The organism is Aliamphritea ceti, from assembly GCF_024347215.1.
Classification (GTDB): Bacteria; Pseudomonadota; Gammaproteobacteria; order Pseudomonadales; family Balneatricaceae; genus Amphritea; species Amphritea ceti.
In genome coordinates, this window is record NZ_AP025282.1 from 2,077,306 (window position 1) to 2,095,607 (window position 18,302).

At 48.5% G+C, this 18,302-nt stretch carries 19 protein-coding genes; 6 read left to right on the forward strand and 13 right to left on the reverse strand.

All coding sequences use genetic code 11. The annotated features are described in order from the left end of the window. Positions 1 to 54: 54 nt before the first annotated feature. Positions 55 to 507: a hypothetical protein gene (locus tag OCU49_RS09510; RefSeq protein WP_261844744.1), complete on the forward strand. Its 453-nt coding sequence runs from the start codon at positions 55 to 57 to the stop codon at positions 505 to 507. 39 nt (positions 508 to 546) lie between these two features. Here the strand turns inward: OCU49_RS09510 and OCU49_RS09515 are convergent, their stop codons facing one another. From OCU49_RS09515 to OCU49_RS09565, 11 genes are all read right to left on the reverse strand, one after another. Further along, the gene (locus OCU49_RS09515) at positions 547 to 1,551 is read right to left on the reverse strand and encodes an adenosine deaminase (protein WP_261844745.1); all 1,005 of its coding nucleotides are present in this window, start codon (positions 1,549 to 1,551) and stop codon (positions 547 to 549) included. Positions 1,552 to 1,805: 254 nt separating this feature from the next. Further along, the gene (locus OCU49_RS09520) at positions 1,806 to 2,768 is read right to left on the reverse strand and encodes an isopenicillin N synthase family dioxygenase (protein ID WP_261844746.1); all 963 of its coding nucleotides are present in this window, start codon (positions 2,766 to 2,768) and stop codon (positions 1,806 to 1,808) included. A 142-nt stretch (positions 2,769 to 2,910) separates the two neighbouring features. Further along, a complete protein-coding gene (locus tag OCU49_RS09525) occupies positions 2,911 to 3,990 on the reverse strand; it encodes a BMP family ABC transporter substrate-binding protein (RefSeq protein ID WP_261844747.1) in 1,080 nt (359 codons plus the stop codon). A 167-nt stretch (positions 3,991 to 4,157) separates the two neighbouring features. Further along, positions 4,158 to 4,643: a xanthine phosphoribosyltransferase gene (gene gpt, locus OCU49_RS09530; protein WP_261844748.1), complete on the reverse strand. Its 486-nt coding sequence runs from the start codon at positions 4,641 to 4,643 to the stop codon at positions 4,158 to 4,160. 40 nt (positions 4,644 to 4,683) lie between these two features. Continuing rightward, entirely contained in the window at positions 4,684 to 5,265 is a 582-nt protein-coding gene (locus OCU49_RS09535) for a DUF3750 domain-containing protein (RefSeq protein WP_261844749.1), read from the reverse strand. Positions 5,266 to 5,270: 5 nt separating this feature from the next. After that, positions 5,271 to 6,197: an ABC transporter permease gene (locus OCU49_RS09540; RefSeq protein ID WP_261844750.1), complete on the reverse strand. Its 927-nt coding sequence runs from the start codon at positions 6,195 to 6,197 to the stop codon at positions 5,271 to 5,273. A 2-nt stretch (positions 6,198 to 6,199) separates the two neighbouring features. Next, the gene (locus OCU49_RS09545) at positions 6,200 to 7,285 is read right to left on the reverse strand and encodes an ABC transporter permease (protein ID WP_261844751.1); all 1,086 of its coding nucleotides are present in this window, start codon (positions 7,283 to 7,285) and stop codon (positions 6,200 to 6,202) included. Further along, complete coding sequence (locus tag OCU49_RS09550; RefSeq protein ID WP_261844752.1) at positions 7,282 to 8,847, reverse strand: ABC transporter ATP-binding protein; 1,566 nt, start codon at positions 8,845 to 8,847, stop codon at positions 7,282 to 7,284. Before OCU49_RS09550 ends, OCU49_RS09545 begins: the two co-directional genes overlap by 4 nt. Before the next feature lie 155 nt (positions 8,848 to 9,002). Beyond that, positions 9,003 to 9,575 carry a lytic transglycosylase domain-containing protein gene (locus tag OCU49_RS09555; RefSeq protein WP_261844753.1) on the reverse strand — a complete coding sequence of 191 codons (573 nt, stop codon included), beginning with the start codon at positions 9,573 to 9,575 and terminating at the stop codon, positions 9,003 to 9,005. A 19-nt stretch (positions 9,576 to 9,594) separates the two neighbouring features. Next, positions 9,595 to 9,903 carry a heme-degrading protein HmuQ gene (gene hmuQ / locus OCU49_RS09560; protein WP_261844754.1) on the reverse strand — a complete coding sequence of 103 codons (309 nt, stop codon included), beginning with the start codon at positions 9,901 to 9,903 and terminating at the stop codon, positions 9,595 to 9,597. A 119-nt stretch (positions 9,904 to 10,022) separates the two neighbouring features. Further along, complete coding sequence (locus tag OCU49_RS09565) at positions 10,023 to 11,744, reverse strand: proline--tRNA ligase (protein ID WP_261844755.1); 1,722 nt, start codon at positions 11,742 to 11,744, stop codon at positions 10,023 to 10,025. 201 nt (positions 11,745 to 11,945) lie between these two features. Here OCU49_RS09565 and OCU49_RS09570 point away from each other — a divergent pair, with 201 nt between their 5' ends. Beyond that, positions 11,946 to 12,452 (forward strand): DUF3087 family protein, encoded by a 507-nt coding sequence (locus OCU49_RS09570; RefSeq protein ID WP_261844756.1) that lies wholly within the window; start codon positions 11,946 to 11,948, stop codon positions 12,450 to 12,452. 66 nt (positions 12,453 to 12,518) lie between these two features. On the opposite strand, the gene OCU49_RS09575 is transcribed toward OCU49_RS09570, so the two are convergent. Continuing rightward, entirely contained in the window at positions 12,519 to 13,037 is a 519-nt protein-coding gene (locus tag OCU49_RS09575; protein WP_261844757.1) for a 2-thiouracil desulfurase family protein, read from the reverse strand. A 391-nt stretch (positions 13,038 to 13,428) separates the two neighbouring features. On the opposite strand from OCU49_RS09575, the gene OCU49_RS09580 reads away from it, so the two are divergent. The 4 genes from OCU49_RS09580 to OCU49_RS09595 all read left to right on the forward strand — a co-directional run bounded on the left by OCU49_RS09580 (position 13,429) and on the right by OCU49_RS09595 (position 17,697). Beyond that, positions 13,429 to 14,598 (forward strand): acyl-CoA dehydrogenase family protein, encoded by a 1,170-nt coding sequence (locus OCU49_RS09580; protein ID WP_261844758.1) that lies wholly within the window; start codon positions 13,429 to 13,431, stop codon positions 14,596 to 14,598. A 119-nt stretch (positions 14,599 to 14,717) separates the two neighbouring features. Further along, positions 14,718 to 16,376, forward strand: a complete 1,659-nt coding sequence (locus OCU49_RS09585; RefSeq protein WP_261844759.1) for an AMP-binding protein — start codon at positions 14,718 to 14,720, stop codon at positions 16,374 to 16,376. A gap of 31 nt (positions 16,377 to 16,407) precedes the next feature. After that, positions 16,408 to 16,827: a PaaI family thioesterase gene (locus OCU49_RS09590; RefSeq protein ID WP_261844760.1), complete on the forward strand. Its 420-nt coding sequence runs from the start codon at positions 16,408 to 16,410 to the stop codon at positions 16,825 to 16,827. Then, positions 16,828 to 17,697 (forward strand): alpha/beta fold hydrolase, encoded by an 870-nt coding sequence (locus OCU49_RS09595; protein ID WP_261844761.1) that lies wholly within the window; start codon positions 16,828 to 16,830, stop codon positions 17,695 to 17,697. It begins immediately after the preceding gene. On the opposite strand, the gene OCU49_RS09600 is transcribed toward OCU49_RS09595, so the two are convergent. After that, on the reverse strand, positions 17,690 to 18,301 hold the full coding sequence (locus OCU49_RS09600) for a response regulator transcription factor (RefSeq protein ID WP_261844762.1): 612 nt from the start codon (positions 18,299 to 18,301) through the stop codon (positions 17,690 to 17,692). The genes OCU49_RS09595 and OCU49_RS09600 overlap by 8 nt on opposite strands. Position 18,302: the final 1 nt, after the last annotated feature.

Here is an 18,302-nt window from a genome sequence, read left to right on the forward strand (position 1 = left end):
ATGGCTGTGATTAAACCCTCGCGTATCTGGCCGGTCTATTGTTAAGGAAGTTGTATGGCACGCACGACGAATTATGTTCTCGAGAATGATGACCTGTCTTTTGCCAGGGACTTTATCCGTAAGCAGATTTCCCAGTCAGGAGGGCTGAATGATGCTCAGCTGGTGGGCGCGGCAGATGAAATGGATACTGTCTTGCAGCGACAGGAAGTGCGCTTACTGAGTAAAGATGAAACGGTTGAGGTATTTGCCCGTAATCTTCAGTGTTTTGATTTGCACCCAGTATTTCACGGAGTAATGGGTAAGCTGCGCAATGCCCTGCGGGTGCGTAATTACAGACGCCGCAATGGTTCACGTAAGGCGTCGCAGAAAACCATTACTATTAGTCACGAAGCCTGGGCTGTGCTGAAAACTATGGTTAAAAACAGTGATGCCAGTAATTTATCTGAAGCAATTCTGAAGCTTGAAATTCCTGCTGATGTGATTGACAGCATCAGCAGAAAGTCCTGAGTATCTGAACGGTTACAGATAATTATTTTAGATCAGCACTTATGTTGGGCTAATTAAACTGTCTATTTTCGCTAAATGGCGGGCTTGCTGTTCTCCAGGTAAAAAGCTGGCTGTAATGCTGTTAATTGCCAGTTGTCTGAGCTGTGCGTCTGTCATGTTTAATGCGTCAGCCAGGGCCTGATAATTGGCATTCACATAGCCGCCAAAGTAAGCCGGGTCGTCTGAGTTTACTGTTACCCTTACGCCTTTATCTAACAGCTGAAGAATATTATGCTCCGACATATCGGCAAATACTTTTAGCTTAGTATTAGAAAGCGGGCATACTGTCAGTGGTGTACGGTGCTGCACCAGATAACTTACCAGTTGTGGATCCTGTGTTGCCGCGACGCCATGATCTATACGGCAGACGTTTAGCAGGCTGATGGCATTCCAGATGTTGTCTGCAGGGCCTTCTTCACCTGCATGGGCAACCGTTCTCAGGCCTGCTTCGCGGGCAGCAGCAAATACCCGTTCAAATTTTTCCGGTGGGTGTCCCAGTTCCGAACTGTCTAAGCCGACGGCAATAAAGTGCTCTTTGTAAGGCAGTGCATCCCGTAAGGTGCTGAAAGCCTCTTCTTCGCTCAGGTGGCGCAGAAAGGACAGTATCAGGTAGCTACTGATGCCGAGTTGTAGTTCACCATCTTTGAGAGCGCGAGTGATACCCTTAATCACTGTGCCGATGTCAATTCCGCGCTCGGTGTGTGTTTGCGGATCAAAGAAGGGTTCAGTATGTACGACACCATCAGCCTGGCAGCGTAGCAAATAGGCCCAGGTCAGATCGTAAAAGTCTGCTTCAGTGCGTAAAACATCTGCAGCTTGATAATAGATATCTAAAAAGTCCTGTAGATTGCTGAATTCGTAAGCTGCACGTATTTCTTCGACAGACTTGAAGGGCAGTTCTATCTGGTTTCGCTTGGCCAATTCGAACATCAGCTCAGGCTCAAGGCTGCCTTCAAGGTGGAGGTGTAATTCTGCTTTCGGGATGGCGTTGATTAGTTGCTGCATCTGATCTCCTTCCGGCTGTGTTTTCGATGTTATTTACTAACAGGGTTTGAAATGTTGCGGGCAGTTTAGGTACAGAGTTTTTTGTTGGTGGTTTTTTATAGAGTTCTTTGTTTATAGAGCTCTTTGCTTATAGGTTTCTTTATACTTAGCCCGTTTCGTTAACATCTTTTAACGGTATTTCCCTGATGTTTTAGAAACTATAGCAGGCCAGCCTAATCAAGGCTGGCCTGAATTAGATATTATGGTATCTGGTTTTATTCAAACTTCTCACGATATTCATAAGTAGCTGCAAAGCGGGACAGCAGATAATCGCCAGCTGTTATCTCTGGGTATTTAGCCGGGCTATCAGTGTCGTAACAGCCTTCAAGTGCGTTGATTGAAGTGTCGAAATTTGGCTCAACAAAAAATGGCATGGAGTAACGTTCCTGCCCGCTGGGATTAATAACTCTGTGCGGTGTTGAGGTATAGCGATCGTTGCTCCAGCGAGCCATCATGTCGCCAATGTTAATCACAAAGCTGCCTTCAACGGGTGTTGCATCTAGCCATTCCCCCCGGCGGTTTTTAACTTGCAGCCCGCCTACCTGATCCTGATGTAAAATAGTGATGCAGCCATAATCAGTATGCGCGCCGGCGCCGATCTGTTCGGAATCTGACTTGAACGCTATTTCCGGATAATGAATAAACCGAAGTACGCTAATCGGTGCAGTGAATTTGTCGGCAAAAAAATCTGGATCAATTTTCAAAGCGACGGCCAGGCCCCGTAAAATCGTTTTACCTAACTCGATCATGTCCCAGTAATGGGTTTCCATGATTTCCTGGAATCCAGCTATATCGGGATATTGATTTGGCCCGTGCAGTGGCTTTTGAGCGATAACATCAGGATGCTCTTCCGGCAGGTTGCGACCCATATCAAAAGTTTCTTTGAAATCCCCGGGACGTTCCGGGTCAAGTTGCTCAGTACCAAAACTGCCATAACCGCGATGATGACGGGTACAGGTGATATCTATACGCAGTTTTTCTTCATGAGGCAGGGCGAAAAATGTTTCGCTTAACTGACGCAGTTCAGCTATTCGTTCAGTGCTGATGTTATGGCCAGTGATATAGAAAAAACCACTATTCTGGCAGGCGGCGTCAATTTCTGTGGCAACATCCTGCCAGTCAGCGGAGTTCAACGAGTAAAGTGGGGATATATCAATTTTGGGAATATAGGGTGTCATATAACACACCTCCTGATTAAAAGAGTTGGCTCCCGGCCAGAATGCGCCGGGAGCCAGTGTGTTGTTTGTGAGGGCCGCACCACAGCCCTGCTTTTCAGCATAAGCCGCCTGAGTTGCTTAGGCGGCAGGTGGGGGCAGTATATTACTTAGGAATGTCGCCCTGAACACCTTCTACATACCAGTTGATGCCCAGCAGGTCTTTAATTGGCATACGCTCACCTGCGGCAACCATCACTTCACCTTTCTGGTTTTTAATAGGACCTGTGAATGGAAAGAACTTACCGCTGGTGATATCTGCAATGATCTGATTACCTTCTGCGGCAATTTCGTCAGATACATTGGTGATTTCAGGAACAACGATATCGCCTTCAGCCATACCACCCCAGTAGCTTTCTGGCTTCCAGGTACCATCCATTACTTCCTGTACACGTTTGATGTACAGAGGGCCCCATTCGTCAACCACTGACATCAGGTGAGCGTTCGGGCCAAAGCTGGACATATCCGATGCCTGACCAACGGCAAATTTACCACGACGCTCAGCGGCCTGCATTGCGGCAGGGCTATCAGTGTGTTGCAGAATAACGTCCACACCCTGATCCATCATTACGTTAGCTGCATCTGCTTCTTTACCCGGATCAAACCAGCTGTTTACCCAGATGATTTTCATTTCTGCTTCCGGGTTGTACTTGTTTAGTGCCAGCTGCACGGTATTGATATCGCGGATTACTTCTGGAATTGGGAAGGAGGCGATATAGCCGATCTTGTTGGTCTTGGTTTTCTTAGCAGCAACAAATCCTGCTACGTAACGACCTTCGAATGTTTTCGACAGATAGTTACCGGCGTTCTTTGAAGTTTTGTAACCAGTTGCATGTTCAAACGTAACCTTCGGAAACTGCTTGGCAGCTTTGATGGTAGGGTTCATATAGCCGAACGAAGTGGTGAAAATCAGTTTGTTACCGGCTTTAGCCAGATTACGGATAACCCGTTCAGCATCAGCGCCTTCAGGCACAGATTCGACATAAGTTGTCTCGACCTTATCACCGAAGTGTTTTTCGATAGACTGACGTCCCTGGTCATGCTGATAACTCCAGCCATGATCACCAACCGGACCTACATACACAAAGCCAACCTTGAGTGGTTCTTCTGCCTGTGCGATCGGTGCACTGGCAATGCCAAGGCCAACCGCAACAGAAGCGATAAGATGTTTGATGCTGTGTTTCATTTCAGCTTCCTCATTTGTTTTTTAATGTTCTTATTTAGTTGTTCTTACTTATGTTGAGCTTGCTTGTATTGAAATTGCTTTAGTCGAGCTGTCTAAATATAAATGTGTGTATTTGAATTTATATATGCCGGGCGTACTTTGAAATAATACCTGTAGGCATTGCCTGATTATTTTCGGTCCGCCAGTGGAGTAGAAAAGGAATACTCCATATCCCAGGGGAAGCGAATCCAGGTGTCCTGGCTGACTTCAGTGACAAAAGTGTCTACCAGAGGCCGGCCTGAAGGTTTTGCGTAGATTGTAGCAAAGTGTGCTTTTGGTAAAAGTTCGCGGACATATTGCGCAGTCTTGCCGGTGTCTACCAGGTCATCAACTAGCAGCATGCCTTCACCGTCGCCGGCAGCAGATTTAAGTAGCTGCAGCTCACCACGGGATTTATCACCGTCATCTTCTGATGAGCTGTAGCTTGAAATGCAAACGGTATCAATCATACGGATATCCATTTCGCGGGCCAGAATGGCTGCCGGAACCAGGCCGCCGCGGGTAATCGCGATGATGCCTTGCCACTTTTGCATATCCAGCAGGCGCCAGGCTAAGGCACGGGAGTCTCGGTGAAGTTCTGCCCAGGATACTGGGAAATCCTTGTTGTACGGCATGTTAATCCTCGTTATTTAAAATATACCGGTTTTGTTCCGGTTAATTCTGTGCCGGTGGAGCGGGTTTATAGTTACTGATGTAGCCGCTGCCAATGGCGGAAAATGGCATCTTAAGGTTCAGCTCAGGTACCTGACTGGCCACCCAGGCGACAAATGTATTGCTGTTAGGGCCAGGGAATACCTTGTATTCATTTTTCCAGGGGTAGCTTAGCGCTGCCTGACGAATTTTAGCAATTAATGCCTCGGCCTGAGGGCCTGTATGTGAAACCAGTAGTCTGGGCTTTGAGCCAAACCAGTGACGGTCAGGTATGTCCTGATAAATGCCCAGAACCGGGCGTCCCTGACCACCTCGCCAGCCAATCACATCATAAATGGTATAGCGGCTTTCTCCGTTACGCTTGGTTGCAATCCAGGGGTGGGTAGCAAACCAGCCCCTCCAGCCCCAGGCGTCTGCGGCGTATACCTGAACAACTGCCATGCTCTGCTGCGCCGGATCAGGAGCCAGACCAGCAGATTCACGGCTGGCAGTTCGCCAGTCAGAGTCAGTGGAACAGGCAGAAAGCAATACTGAAATGAGTAGCAGTAAATAACGCTTATTGCCTGACAACCACTGAAACAACATCTAAATCAGCCCCCTGGATGGAAAGGTTTGCCCAGCCAGATAGGCGTGTGCATTTTGCTCTTCGCTACATTACTGGAAATCATGACCAGTACCAGCACGGTCGCTGCATAAGGCATCATGGCTAGTAAGTTTGGTGATACTGGGTAGCCTAAACCCTGAGCAACAAGATTAAGAATACTGGCCAGACCAAACAGGTAGGCACCGAGAATAATACGTTCAGCACGCCAGGTAGCAAATACCACCAGTGCCAGAGCGATCCAGCCCCGGCCTGCGGTCATGTTTTCTGTCCAGAGCGGAGTGTAAGCCAGAGAAAGATAACCACCGGCAAGCCCTGCCATAGCGCCGCCAAAGGCAACCGCCAGATAACGGGTGCGCATAACTGGTAAGCCAATAACATTAGCGGCATGTGGATTCTCGCCCACAGCTTTTACAGTCAGACCTGCGCGGCTGGATTTAAAAAACCAGTAAATAACGGCAAATAAACCAAAGGAAAGATAGACGATCAGGTCCTGTGCAAAGAGCATTTTTCCGATCAGTGGAATGTCGCTGAGAAATGGGATCGCATAAGGGTTGAGGCCTTCAATTGGCTGACCAACAAAATCCGCGCCGATAAAGGCAGAAAGCCCGGTGCCGAAGATGGTTAATGCCAGTCCAGTTGCAACCTGATTGGCATTCAGGCCCAGGGCAATGCCGGCAAATAGCATCGACATGATAACGCCGCTGAGAATTGCCAGAATAAAGCCGAGTAACAGGCTGCCAGTGGTCAGGGTAGCGATAAAGCCAATAACAGCCCCCATTAGCATCATGCCTTCCTGGCCGAGATTCAATACGCCTGACTTTTCACAGACCATTTCTCCCAGAGCGACTATTAGCAGGGGAGTGCCGGTACGGACCATGGCATAGAGTATATTGGTGATCAGATCGATATCCACGCTCAGTTCCCCGTCGCAGTGTTGTTTGCGGCAGCTGAATTCAGCTTTATCCGAAAGTTAATTAACACATCACATGCCAATAGGTAGAACAGCAACATCCCCTGGAACAGGGCGGTAACCGCCAGTGGCAGGTTGAGTTCGATTTGTGCCAGTTCGCCGCCCATATAAATAAGTGCCATCAGAAAACTGGCAAACAGAATGCCAATGGGGTTTAGCCGGCCCAAAAAAGCAACAATGATGGCAGCATAACCGTAACCTGGTGAGATAGAGGGGATCAGTTGGCCAATCGGACCGGTGACTTCACTTGCACCGGCTAAGCCCGCCAGAGCTGCGCTGATCACCATGGCAATCCAGACCAGATACTTATGCTTAAAGCCTGCCAGCTTAGCGGCATTGGCATCGGCGCCCAGTACTTTTATCTGGAAGCCAATAAAGCTGCGTTGCATTAATACCCAGATGCTGACGGAAGCGAATAAAGCGAACAGGATGCCGATGTGTATGCGGGTATCTTCAAGCAGGATAGGCAAGGTAGCGGCGTCACTAAATAAAGCGGATTCAGGAAATCCGTAGCCATCAGGGTCTTTTAACGCACCGTGTACGAAGTAAAGCAGCAAGTACAAGGCGATATAGTTGAACATGATGGTGGTTAAGATTTCGTTGGCATTAAAGCGGGTTTTAAGCCAGGCAGCCAGTAATCCCCATAAACCGCCGCCAATCATGCCGCTGATGAGAATGCAGGGGAGAATCCAGAAGCCTTCTGCTTCGCCAAACTGAAGCGCAACAGCACTGGCGACCAGGCCGCCCATGAGTAGCTGGCCTTCAGCGCCAATGTTCCAAACCTGAGCTTTAAACGCGACGGCAAGGCCTACAGCACAGAGCATAATAGGTGCGGCTTTTACGCAAAGCTCCGCTATGCCATAAAGATCTGAAACCGGTGCAATCAGGAATACGCCTAATGCATGAAAAGGATCTAGACCCAGTGAGGCAAAGAAGATGCCACCGGTAAAGAGTGTCAGTAACCCAGCCAGTACCGGTGACATATATGCCATGGTGCTGGACTGTTCGCCACGGGGGACTAGCTTGATCATACGGACTCCTGTGGCGCAGCTTGTGTTTCAGTATCAAAAATACCGGTCATCCAGCGTCCAACTTCATCGATGCTGGTTTGCTGAGTGGGTTTGGAGGGCGAAACTTCGCCGTCACAGATTGCACATAAGCGGTCACTGATCAGAAACAGCTCATCAATATCTTCAGAAATTACCAGAATTGCAGCACCTGCATCACGTAAGCGAATTAAGGCTTCGTGGATGGCCGTGGCAGCACCGATATCAACGCCCCAGGTTGGGTGAGCAGCAACCAGTAGTTTAGGGTTTTGCAGGATTTCCCGGCCAATAATAAACTTTTGTAAGTTACCGCCGGACAAGCTTTGGGCTGCGGTTTGCTGATTAGGCGTTTTGACTTTGAAATCGTCAATAATCTTATCTGCAAATTTACTGGTGGCTTGTTGATTAATGAAACCTTTGTTTACCAGCCCCTGCAGAAACCCGGTTAATAAGCTGTTATCTTTCAGGCTCATTTCCGGTACTGCGCCGCGTCCTAAACGCTCTTCAGGTACAAATCCAAGTCCGCGCTGACGACGTTGTTTTGGATCAAGGTGACCAACCGGTTCATCGTTAAAGAGAATTTCATCAGCTTTTGCTTCAAGTGTTTCGCCACTGAGAGCGGCTAGCAGTTCTTCCTGGCCGTTACCTGCAACGCCGGCAATGCCTAGAATCTCGCCACTGCGAACATCAAGGCTGACATTTTTAAGGTTCATGCCAAAAGGATCTTCGCTGGTCTGAGAGAGGTTGTGTACTTTGAGGAATGTCTCGCCACCTTCAGCTTTCGGGTAGTCAGTGCTGATAGGTGTATCGTCTCCTACCATCATCCGGGCCATATTTGTTGCTCCGGCCTCCGCGGGAATGCAGTCGCCGGTGACCTGACCTGCACGCAGAATAGTTGCGCAGTGGCAAAGGTCCTGAACCTCTTTCAGTTTGTGGCTGATGAACAAAATACTGCAGCCTTCACTTGCCAGTTGTCGAAGAGTAACAAATAGGCTGTCCACTTCCTGAGGTGTCAGAACTGAGGTCGGTTCGTCAAGGATGAGTAACTGAATGTCTTGTACCAGACAGCGCACAATTTCTACTCGCTGACGTTCGCCCACTGATAGTGAATGGATGTGGCGGTCTGGGTTCAACTCCATGCCATAACGCTGTGAAACGGTAAGTATTTTTTGTGCCAGCGTTGGTAAGTCGCCGGCATCTTCTCCCAGCGCCAGGGCGATATTTTCGGTTACAGTCAGGGTTTCGAACAGCGAGAAATGCTGGAAGACCATGCCTATACCCATGCGTCGGGCGGTAGCCGGGTCTTTAATCGTCACCGGGTTGCCTTGCCAGTATACCTGGCCAGCATCGGGCTTGGTGACGCCGTAGATGATCTTCATTAGGGTGCTTTTACCGGCACCGTTTTCACCTAGCAGGGCGTGTATTTCACCAGGTTCTATTGCCAGGTCGATTCGGTCATTGGCCAGACAGCCGGGATATTGTTTAGTAATCCCCTGCAGTCGCAACCTCATATTCAGGCTGTTACCGGCATCATGGTGCGTGTCCATTGGTGGAGTGTCCTCATCAACGAAAGCGCTTAGCTATGCTTTCGGAATGGTCGCATTGACCAGAGTGTTATTATTTTTTTTACACGAGGCAAAAATATATTCAAAAACTGATTTAAAAGACAGGTTTTTCTTGTTTTTCGTGTAAATTGAAAGAGTTATTCCATATAACGCTTTTGATTTCTAAATACTTTTTCCGGATACCAGGTTTTTCCATAGCTGCCGTTATAGCGTGCCAGTGCTTCAGTGAGATTGCCTTTAGAGCGTTCCAGATAATGTTTCAGAATGGTTGAGCCATAACGAATATTGGTCTGAATATTGGTCAGATTATCCTGTTCGCGGCCTATTTCTTTTTTCCAGAAGGGCATTACCTGCATCAGGCCCTGAGCGCCAACGACTGATACAGCGAAGCGGTCGAACAGGCTTTCAGTATGCATCAGTCCCATGATGAGGGAGGGGGGCAGGTCTACACGGCGTGCTTCTGCGTGCAATGTTCGCAGAATTTCTATACGTTCCAGATCATCGTCAATATAGCGAGAGGTACGCCCGGACATGTCTGTTAACCAAACCTCGGCATCAAACCGGTCGTTAAAACTGTCGCTTTCGGCGAAGGCATCTTTTAGCGCCTGACGCAGCAGAGGATCTGCTTCCTGGGCCTGAAGCGAAGCAGGTAGCAGGCAAAGTAAAATCAAGCCGGTTAACAATTGCCTGGCAGTTTTGCGGATCAGCATAGTAATCACTGGCATGGGATTAGAGTACGCTTTCAAAACCTTCGAACTGAGGCGGGCCGAGATACAGGCCTTCAGGGCGGCTTTTTCCGGCGTTGGCATGTGCCTGCTTAAAGGCATCTGATGTGAGCCATGCGTCGAAGGCTGCTTTATTCCGCCAGATAACGTGAGATGCCATTAAGGTAAACTCATCATTACTTGCACCTTGTACAAGGTTGAAGGATTCAAAGCCATCAGCGCTGTGTAGCTGGCTGTCGCGGTTGCGCCAGATATCAATAAATTCCTGTTCTCTGCCTAACGCTATTTTAAATCGATTCATGGCGATATACATGGTCTTTCTCCTTAAGGCCTGGGCAGAAATTTTCAGTAAAACGGCTCGTTGAGCAGTTTGACAAAAACAGTGTTATAAAAGCAAACACCCCGGCACTGGGCCGGGGTGTGTTGTAGCGGTTAGACCGATAAGGCGGACAGGATAAAGGCTTCAGCCTGGTCTGCAGCAATTTCTTGCTTGTCTGTATCACGGCGGGCTTTATATTCATATGTGCCAGCGCCGATACCACGGTCAGAAATAACGATACGGTGTGGGATACCCATTAATTCCATATCGGCCATTTTAGCGCCTGGGCTTACCTTTGGACGATCATCCAGAATGACTTCCACACCGGCTGCTGTCAGGCTGTCATACAGTGCGTCAGCCTGTTGCTTAACGACTTCAGACTTTTCATATTTCAGTGCAACAATAGCCACGGTGAAAGGTGCAATCGCTTCTGGCCAGATAATGCCTTTGTCATCGTAATTCTGTTCAATAGCGGCAGCCACTACACGGCTTACACCGATACCGTAACAGCCCATATCCAGCGTAGCTGTTTTGCCGTTCTCGTCCAGAACCGTTGCATTCATCGCTTCCGCGTATTTCTTGCCAAGCTGGAAGATATGACCAACTTCGATACCGCGCTTGATGCTGATATTGCCCTGGCCACATGGGCTTGGGTCACCTTCAACAACGTTACGAATGTCGGCAACCTTAGGCAGTGGTAAGTCACGCTCCCAGTTGATACCGAAGTAATGCTTACCTTCAATGTTGGCTCCGGCGCCGAAGTCTGCCATTTTCTCAACAGTACGGTCGATAACAACCGGAATTGGCAGGTTAACCGGGCCTAAAGAACCTGGGCCGGCACCAATCAGTTTACGGATGCTGTCTTCGTCAGCCATTACCAAAGGCGCGGCAACTTCGCTGAGCTTTTCGGCTTTGATTTCGTTCAGATCGTGGTCACCACGTACCATCAGTGCAACAAAGTCAGCGTCACATTCTTCGGAGGCAACAACGAAAAGTGTTTTAACGGTTTTTTCGATATCAAGACCGTGCTGCTCAACCAGCTGTGCAATCGTCTTGGCATTTGGTGTATCAACCAGTGTCATTTCCTGGGTGGCTGCTGCACGATCTACGGCCGGCGCAAGTGCTTCTGCTTTTTCAATGTTTGCAGCGAAGTCACTGTTGGTAGAAAAGGCGATATCGTCTTCACCGGAAGACGCAAGCACGTGAAACTCGTGTGAAGAGTTGCCACCGATAGAGCCGTTGTCAGCCAGTACCGGACGGTAGTCCAGTCCGATACGGTCAAAAATTTTGCAGTAAGTGCTATGCATCAGATCATAAGTCTGTTGCAGTGATTCCAGAGAGCTGTGGAAAGAGTATGCATCTTTCATGATGAATTCACGGGAACGCATAATACCGAAGCGCGGACGAATCTCGTCACGGAACTTAGTCTGGATCTGATACAGGTTAGTTGGCAGCTGTTTGTAGCTTTGAATTTCGTTACGAACCAGATCTGTGATTACTTCTTCATGAGTAGGGCCTACACAGAATTCGCGATCGTGACGATCTCTGACCCGTAACAGTTCAGGGCCGTACTGTTCCCAGCGACCGGATTCCTGCCACAGTTCAGATGGCTGGATAGCGGGCATCAGAACTTCCTGTGCGCCGGATTTGTCCATTTCTTCACGGACAATGCGTTCAACTTTACGCAAGGTACGCAGGCCCAGCGGTAACCAGTTATATAAACCGGCAGCAACTTTACGAACCATACCGGCACGCAACATCAGCTGATGGCTGATGACTTCGGCGTCAGATGGGGTTTCTTTCAGTGTGGCTATCAGATATTGACTGGCGCGCATAGGATACTCTAGTGATCAACAATGAAATAAAAGCCGATATTTTAGGGGGGCGGGGCGTTTGGGACAAGTAAATAATGATTGCCTTGTCGCTATCTGCCTGCGGGCTTTATAATTCTTTCGGCTTTTTGGTCGTATTATAGGCTCAGGAATCTTGTGGGTGTTTATTCAGCAAGTTATTCAAATAGTTATTCAGGAAAAATCATGCAGTTACAGGAAATTGATAAAGAACGTTACAGCAAGCATTACAAAATTGTTTTTGTCGCTGTGGCGGTTGTCTTATTGGTGGTTTCTCTAACGGTTTCTACCGTCCTGATTCAGGTTTTCACCGATGGTGATGGCAGTCACTTTTGGCTGAATCTGTCGGGTGTTGCTGTTGCTGCTCTGGTGGTGGGTAGCTTATTACGACGTTATCGCCGTGATGTCTTTATGTTTGAAGTGATGTACGTTTGGGACCTTAAGCAAATGTTGAATAAAATTTATCGTAAACAGGCCAAAATTAAAGCTGCAATGGCGGAAGGTAATGCTGATGCTATGCAAATTATGAATTTTAGCTATCAGGGCTCAAAGCAGTTATATCTTTTAGATAACAATACCCTGACGATGGAAGAGTTGAATAAGTCGATGACTGAGTTAGATGCGCTGGCCGAGGATTTCAGAATTACGCTGGCGCTGGAGCAGTTTAACCCGGCTATGCTGGAAGCATTTTAAAGCCGGGCTTATATTACATCAGGAGATAACCTCAGAGATAATTTCAGGCGCTATGGGTAAGTGATTCTATAGCGCTTGTTTCAGCAGTTTTCCTTGCGCTGAGTTATCAATGTTTTCCATAAAATCGATCAGCTGTTCAAGCTGTCGTTCATTAAATACGGGCACGCCACTGCGCATTAGTTCATCTGCGGTAGCGCCGGATCCCGGTACTATCGTGCCGTTGAATTGCCCGTCGTAAATTTCCAGATTGCCACAGGAAGGGCTGCGTGATTTAAGTAACGCGCAGCAGCAGCCTTGTTGTTTTGCCAGATTGACTGAATGCTCCGCTCCGGCGAGAAATTCCGGTGTTACGTCCTCACCCGCATCCGTCACTATGTGCAATGGAAACTTATTAAGTATTTCTGCTGGTGCTCTGGGCGTTGGTAAGCCACCAGCCATTTCCGGGCATACAGGGACCATACGGCCTTCTTGTTGCCAGCGATGAATGACTGGGTGATCTAACAGGTTGTCGCGTCCGTCATATCTTACTTTATTACCAAGCAGACAGGCGCTGATGAGGATCTTATTGTTATTTTCTTGCGTCATGGTTGTACCGTGTTTAAAGCCTGAGTACGGAAACGTCTTGTATAAAATCAGGCGATGTAAAAGTCCGTTTACTACAGCGCGGCTATTCTAGGTGAATTCAGCAGTAAGTGACAGGTGCTTATCAATTACATGGCTTGTTTTCTGTACTTTTTGAGTGTTGTCAGGGATTAGGTTATGAAAATTTAATCTTTGTTGAAATGCGAAAACAATCAGAGCTGGTGACCAGAGCCGGATGACCAGGTTATTAGACTAAATGTTAATGCTCTGGGTTTCATTGGGACTTTACCTTTGTGGTTTTGTTAGGGTATATAATTAAGGGTAAACCCTAATTATGAATATGTGTGCTGTTGTATTAACCCGGACATGCACAAATGACTGACAGGACAACGCTATGGATTTAAGCCTCAGTGAAGAGCAGCAAATGATTCAGGAAACTGCGCGCCGGTTCGCTGAAGCAGAGCTGGCGCCTTTTGCCGCAGAGCTTGATCAGAATAAAGATTACGCGAGGTTAGCAACCCATTGCCATAAGCTAGCTGAATTAGGGTTCATGGGGCTGAATGTTCAGGCTGAGTATGGTGGAAGTGAAGCCGGAACCGTCGCGTTCAGTCTTGCGATTACTGAAATAGCTGCCAGTTGTGCATCTACAGCCGTCACTATGTCAGTTACAAATATGGTTGCTGAAGTTATTCAGGCGATGGGCAGTGAAGTTCAAAAGCAGGAGTATTTACCGAAGCTGTGCAGTGGTGAGTTTACCGCTGGGAGTTTTTGCCTGACGGAGTCTGGTGCCGGTTCTGATCCAGCCAGTATGCGCAGCCGTGCTGATGCAACAGAAGGTGGTTGGCGGCTCAATGGGACTAAGCAATGGATTACCAGTGCTGAGCTGGCCGGTGTATTTGTTGTCTGGGCAGTGACAGACGTGACAGTGCCTAAAGGTAAAGGCATTAGTTGTTTTCTGATACCGGCAAATGCTGAAGGTATCAGTATATCTGCCGCGGAAAAGAAGATGGGCCAGCATGGCTCGCCAACCAATGAAGTTCATTTTGATAACTGTTTCGTACCTCAAGATGCATTGCTGGGAGAGCTGAATGATGGTTTCCGCATTGCTGTCGGTGAGCTGGCAGGAGGGAGAATTGGAATAGGATCTCTAGCGCTGGGTATTGGGCAGGCGGCAATGCAATATGCGTCGGCTTACATACTTGAGCGGCAGCAGTTTGGTAAGCCGCTGGCAAATTTTCAGGGATTGCAGTGGATGTTGGCAGATTGCATGACCGAACTGGAAGCGGCGCGCCTGTTGTTAATGAGTGCTGCCTGGCAAAAAGATAGCGGGCAAGCGTTCGCGCGGCAGGCATCAATGGCGAAACTCTTTAGCAGTGAAAAAGCTAACGATGCTTGTTACACAGCGCTTCAGATGCTCGGTGGCTATGGCTATATGCAGGAGTATCCGTTGGAAAGACTGAGCCGTGATGTGCGTATTACGACCATCTATGAAGGAACCAGCGAAGTGCAGCGGATTATTATTGCCAGAGATATTTTACAGAGTGCCGCAACACAACAATCTTAAGCCAGCGTAGGCGATTCAGTCTTGCTGAATACAAATATACGGACTTATCAATATCCATATGTCGTGAGCACAGGGATGAAACCAGAGTGTGCCCGCAGAAATAATAAATATAAGAGGCAATGTTAATGGAAAATTACGCAGAGTTTTATGGTGATTTTACGGCTGCTAAAGCGGAATCACTATTAGTCGGTAATTTAAAGGAAGGCTTCAATGTTTGTACGGAAATTTGCGATCGTTGGGCGAATGAAGAACGTACAGCACTGTATTACGAAGGTATAAACGGGCCAGCTTCAGAGCATAGTTTTGCAGAGTTGAAGGCGGCGGCGGGGCAGTTTGCTAATTTTCTGGCTGCTCAGGGCGTTGGTCGCGGTGACCGGGTGGCTTGTATGTTACCCAGAACACCTGAGTTACTGGTCGTTGTTCTTGGTGTATTAAAGGCCGGAGCTGTTTATCAGCCATTATTTACTGCCTTTGGCAGCGGCGCTATCGAATATCGCCTGACCCGGGCTGAAACTAAGCTGGTTGTGACTGATGCGGAGAACCGGCATAAGTTTGATGCTGTAAATGGTTGCCCGCCGGTGTTGCTGGTAAACCGTGAAGGGGATGCAGCTGGCCATCAGCAAGATATGGATTTCAGGCAACAGCTGGATCTGCAAAGCAGTGATTTCGAGCCGGTAGTGATTGCTGCCGATGAACCATTCTTGCAAATGTTTACCTCAGGCACTGTCGGCAAAGCCAAAGGCGTTGCTGTACCTGCCAGAGCGCTACTGTCATTCCACGTATATATGCGTTATGCGATCGGTCTCAGACCAGAAGATAAGTACTGGAATGTGGCTGATCCCGGTTGGGCGTACGGGCTTTATTATGCGGTGGTCGGGCCTTTACTGCTTGGTAATGCTACTCACTTTAATGAAAACGGTTTTACGCCAGAAACTACTTATGCGATGTTGCGAAAATATGCGATAACTAACCTGGCTGCCGCGCCAACTGCGTACCGGATGCTGATGGCACATGATGATGTGCTGGAGGGTGAAGAGGCATTTAACTTAAGGGTAGCAAGCAGTGCAGGCGAACCGCTGAATCCTGAAGTGATTGGCTGGGTTGATCGTCGTTTAGGGTGTCCTGTGATGGATCATTATGGACAGACCGAAACAGGAATGACTGCCTGTAATCATCATGATCTTGAGCAAAGCGTAGTCAGAATCGGCTCAATGGGCTTTTCAATGCCTGGTCATAGGGTAGTCGCACTTAATCCTGAACTTCAGGAGATTAAAGAAGGCGAAGTGGGTGAACTTGCCATTGATATGGAAAAGTCGCCACTGTTCTTTTTTCCGGGTTATACCTGGGGGGAAAAGAATCCATTCCGGGGTAAGTATTATCTGACCGGTGATGTGGTTGTTAGCCATGGTGATGACAGCTATTCGTTTAATGGCCGGGATGACGACATAATTACAACGGCCGGATACCGGGTTGGCCCAGCTGATGTGGAGAGTACCTTACTTGAGCATGAGGCTGTGGCAGAGAGTGGGGTTGTTGGTAAGCCTGATTCTGAAAGAGGGGCGATTCTTAAGGCATATGTTGTCATTAAATCAGGCTTTGAACCGAATGAGAGTCTAATTGCGCAGCTGAAAACACTGGTGCGTGAGCGTTTGTCAACGCATGCATTTCCCCGTGAAATTGAATTTGTGACAGATTTGCCAAAAACACCGAGCGGTAAAATTCAGCGTTTTATTTTACGTAACCGAGCTAAAGAAGAGGCTGATGCCCTGACGGCATAATGCTGACTGAATCTGTATAAGGGAGAAGTATATGCAGCCGGTAATGTCGATTGCAGATTTAAATGGCTTTTTGTCGGAGCACTTTCCGCAAGGGGAGCGCTTTGGTGTACTGACCGGGCTGGGGGATAACTGGGCAGAAATGACGTTGCAGGTTGGTGATGAGCATTTGCGACCTGGCGGCACTGTATCAGGCCCCGTGATGATGGCGTTGGCAGATGTCGCTATGTATGCCGCTTTGCTTGGGCAGATTGGCGCAGTGGCGCTGGCTGTTACGACTAATCTGAATATTAATTTCATGCAGAAGCCTTTACCTGATTGTGATCTGGTGGCACGTTGTCAGATTATGAAGTTAGGTAAGCGACTGGCGGTAGGTGAAGTCTGGATTCGTTCGGCAGGCTCAGATGAAGTGGTCGCTCACAGCACCCTGACATACTCGATACCGGAGCTCTGAATGAATAACTATCTGAATGATTCGCGACGCCAGCATTACTATGCGCAGGCACTGGAGTGGCAGGAAGGCTTTGTTGCCCCGGAAGAAGGTGTGCAGATTCATTATATTCATGGCCGGCATGCGGAGCATAGTAAGCAGGACAGGCCCGTTTTAGTGTTACTTCATGAGGCTCTGGGTCATCTGGATATGTGGAAAAGCTTTCCCTCCAGGTTAGCGCTGGCAACCGGGCTGGATGTATTTGCGTACGAGCGTCAGGGCTATGGTGGCTCAGGTGAACCGGATGAATATCGTCCCGATGACTATCTGCAACGTGAAGGCCTGCAAAGACTGGCGCCTGTATTGGAAGCTGCCGGGCTGGAAACAGTGATTCTAGTGGGTCACAGTGATGGCGGTTCTATCGCCCTGATGGGGGCGGCGGAATTGCCGGCGCAGGTAAAGGCGATCGTGACTATGGCTGCACATGTTCGGGTGGATGAACTCACCCAGCGTGGCGTGCAGGCCGCTAAGCGAATGTATCAGGAGACTGACTTGCCTGAACGGCTGGCCCGCTATCATGGTGAACACACAGATAAACTGTTCTGGTTATGGAATGAAATCTGGTTGCGGGATTCGTTTCAGGGATTGGATTTAAGTGAATGGCTGAAGCATGTTCAGTGTCCTGCATTGGTTATTCAGGGCGCTGAAGATCAGTATGGTGAGCCGGCTCAGGTTGAAGAAATCTGTGCCGGTATTAATGCTAATATCCACAATGGTGGCGCATTGCAGGCAGAAGCTTTACTGCTGACAGATTGCCGGCACATTCCGCATCTGGAGGCGACTGATGCCTGCGTGGCAGCCATCAGTAAGTTTGTTATGCGGATCGTTAGCTGAGGTTCAGCTGATCAGCCTGTTTGACCAGTTCAGGCAGGCTTGCCGCACGCATTTTGCTCATTACCCGGGAGCGGTGTACCTCAACCGTTTTTGGGCTGATGCCAAGCTCTTCGGCGATTTCCCGGTTGGCCCTACCAGCTACGACTAACACCATTACCTGCTTTTCACGACGACTCAGGCTGTCGTGTAAATCCTGAATATGTTGCTGTTGTTGCTGGCTTTCCATCAGGTTTGCGCTGTGGGTTAAGGCATTTTCAACCAGTGGTAGAAGAACTTCGTCATCGAAAGGTTTTTCCAGAAAATCCAGTGCCCCATTTTTCATGGCGGTTACTGCCATTGGGATATCACCGTGGCCACTCAGTACGATGATTGGCAGACGAATTTCCCGTTCCTGCATAATTTGTTGCAAGGCCAGACCATTGATCTCAGGCATGCGGACATCCAGTAGCATGCACCCTGATTCGCCCTTATAAGTACTGAGGAAATCTCTGGCGGAAGCAAAGCTGCTGACGTTCAGGTCGGCGCTCTCCAGCAACCATTGCATGGAATCGCGGAAGTCGTCGTCATCGTCCACTATGAATACGTTACCTGGATGTTTCTGCATT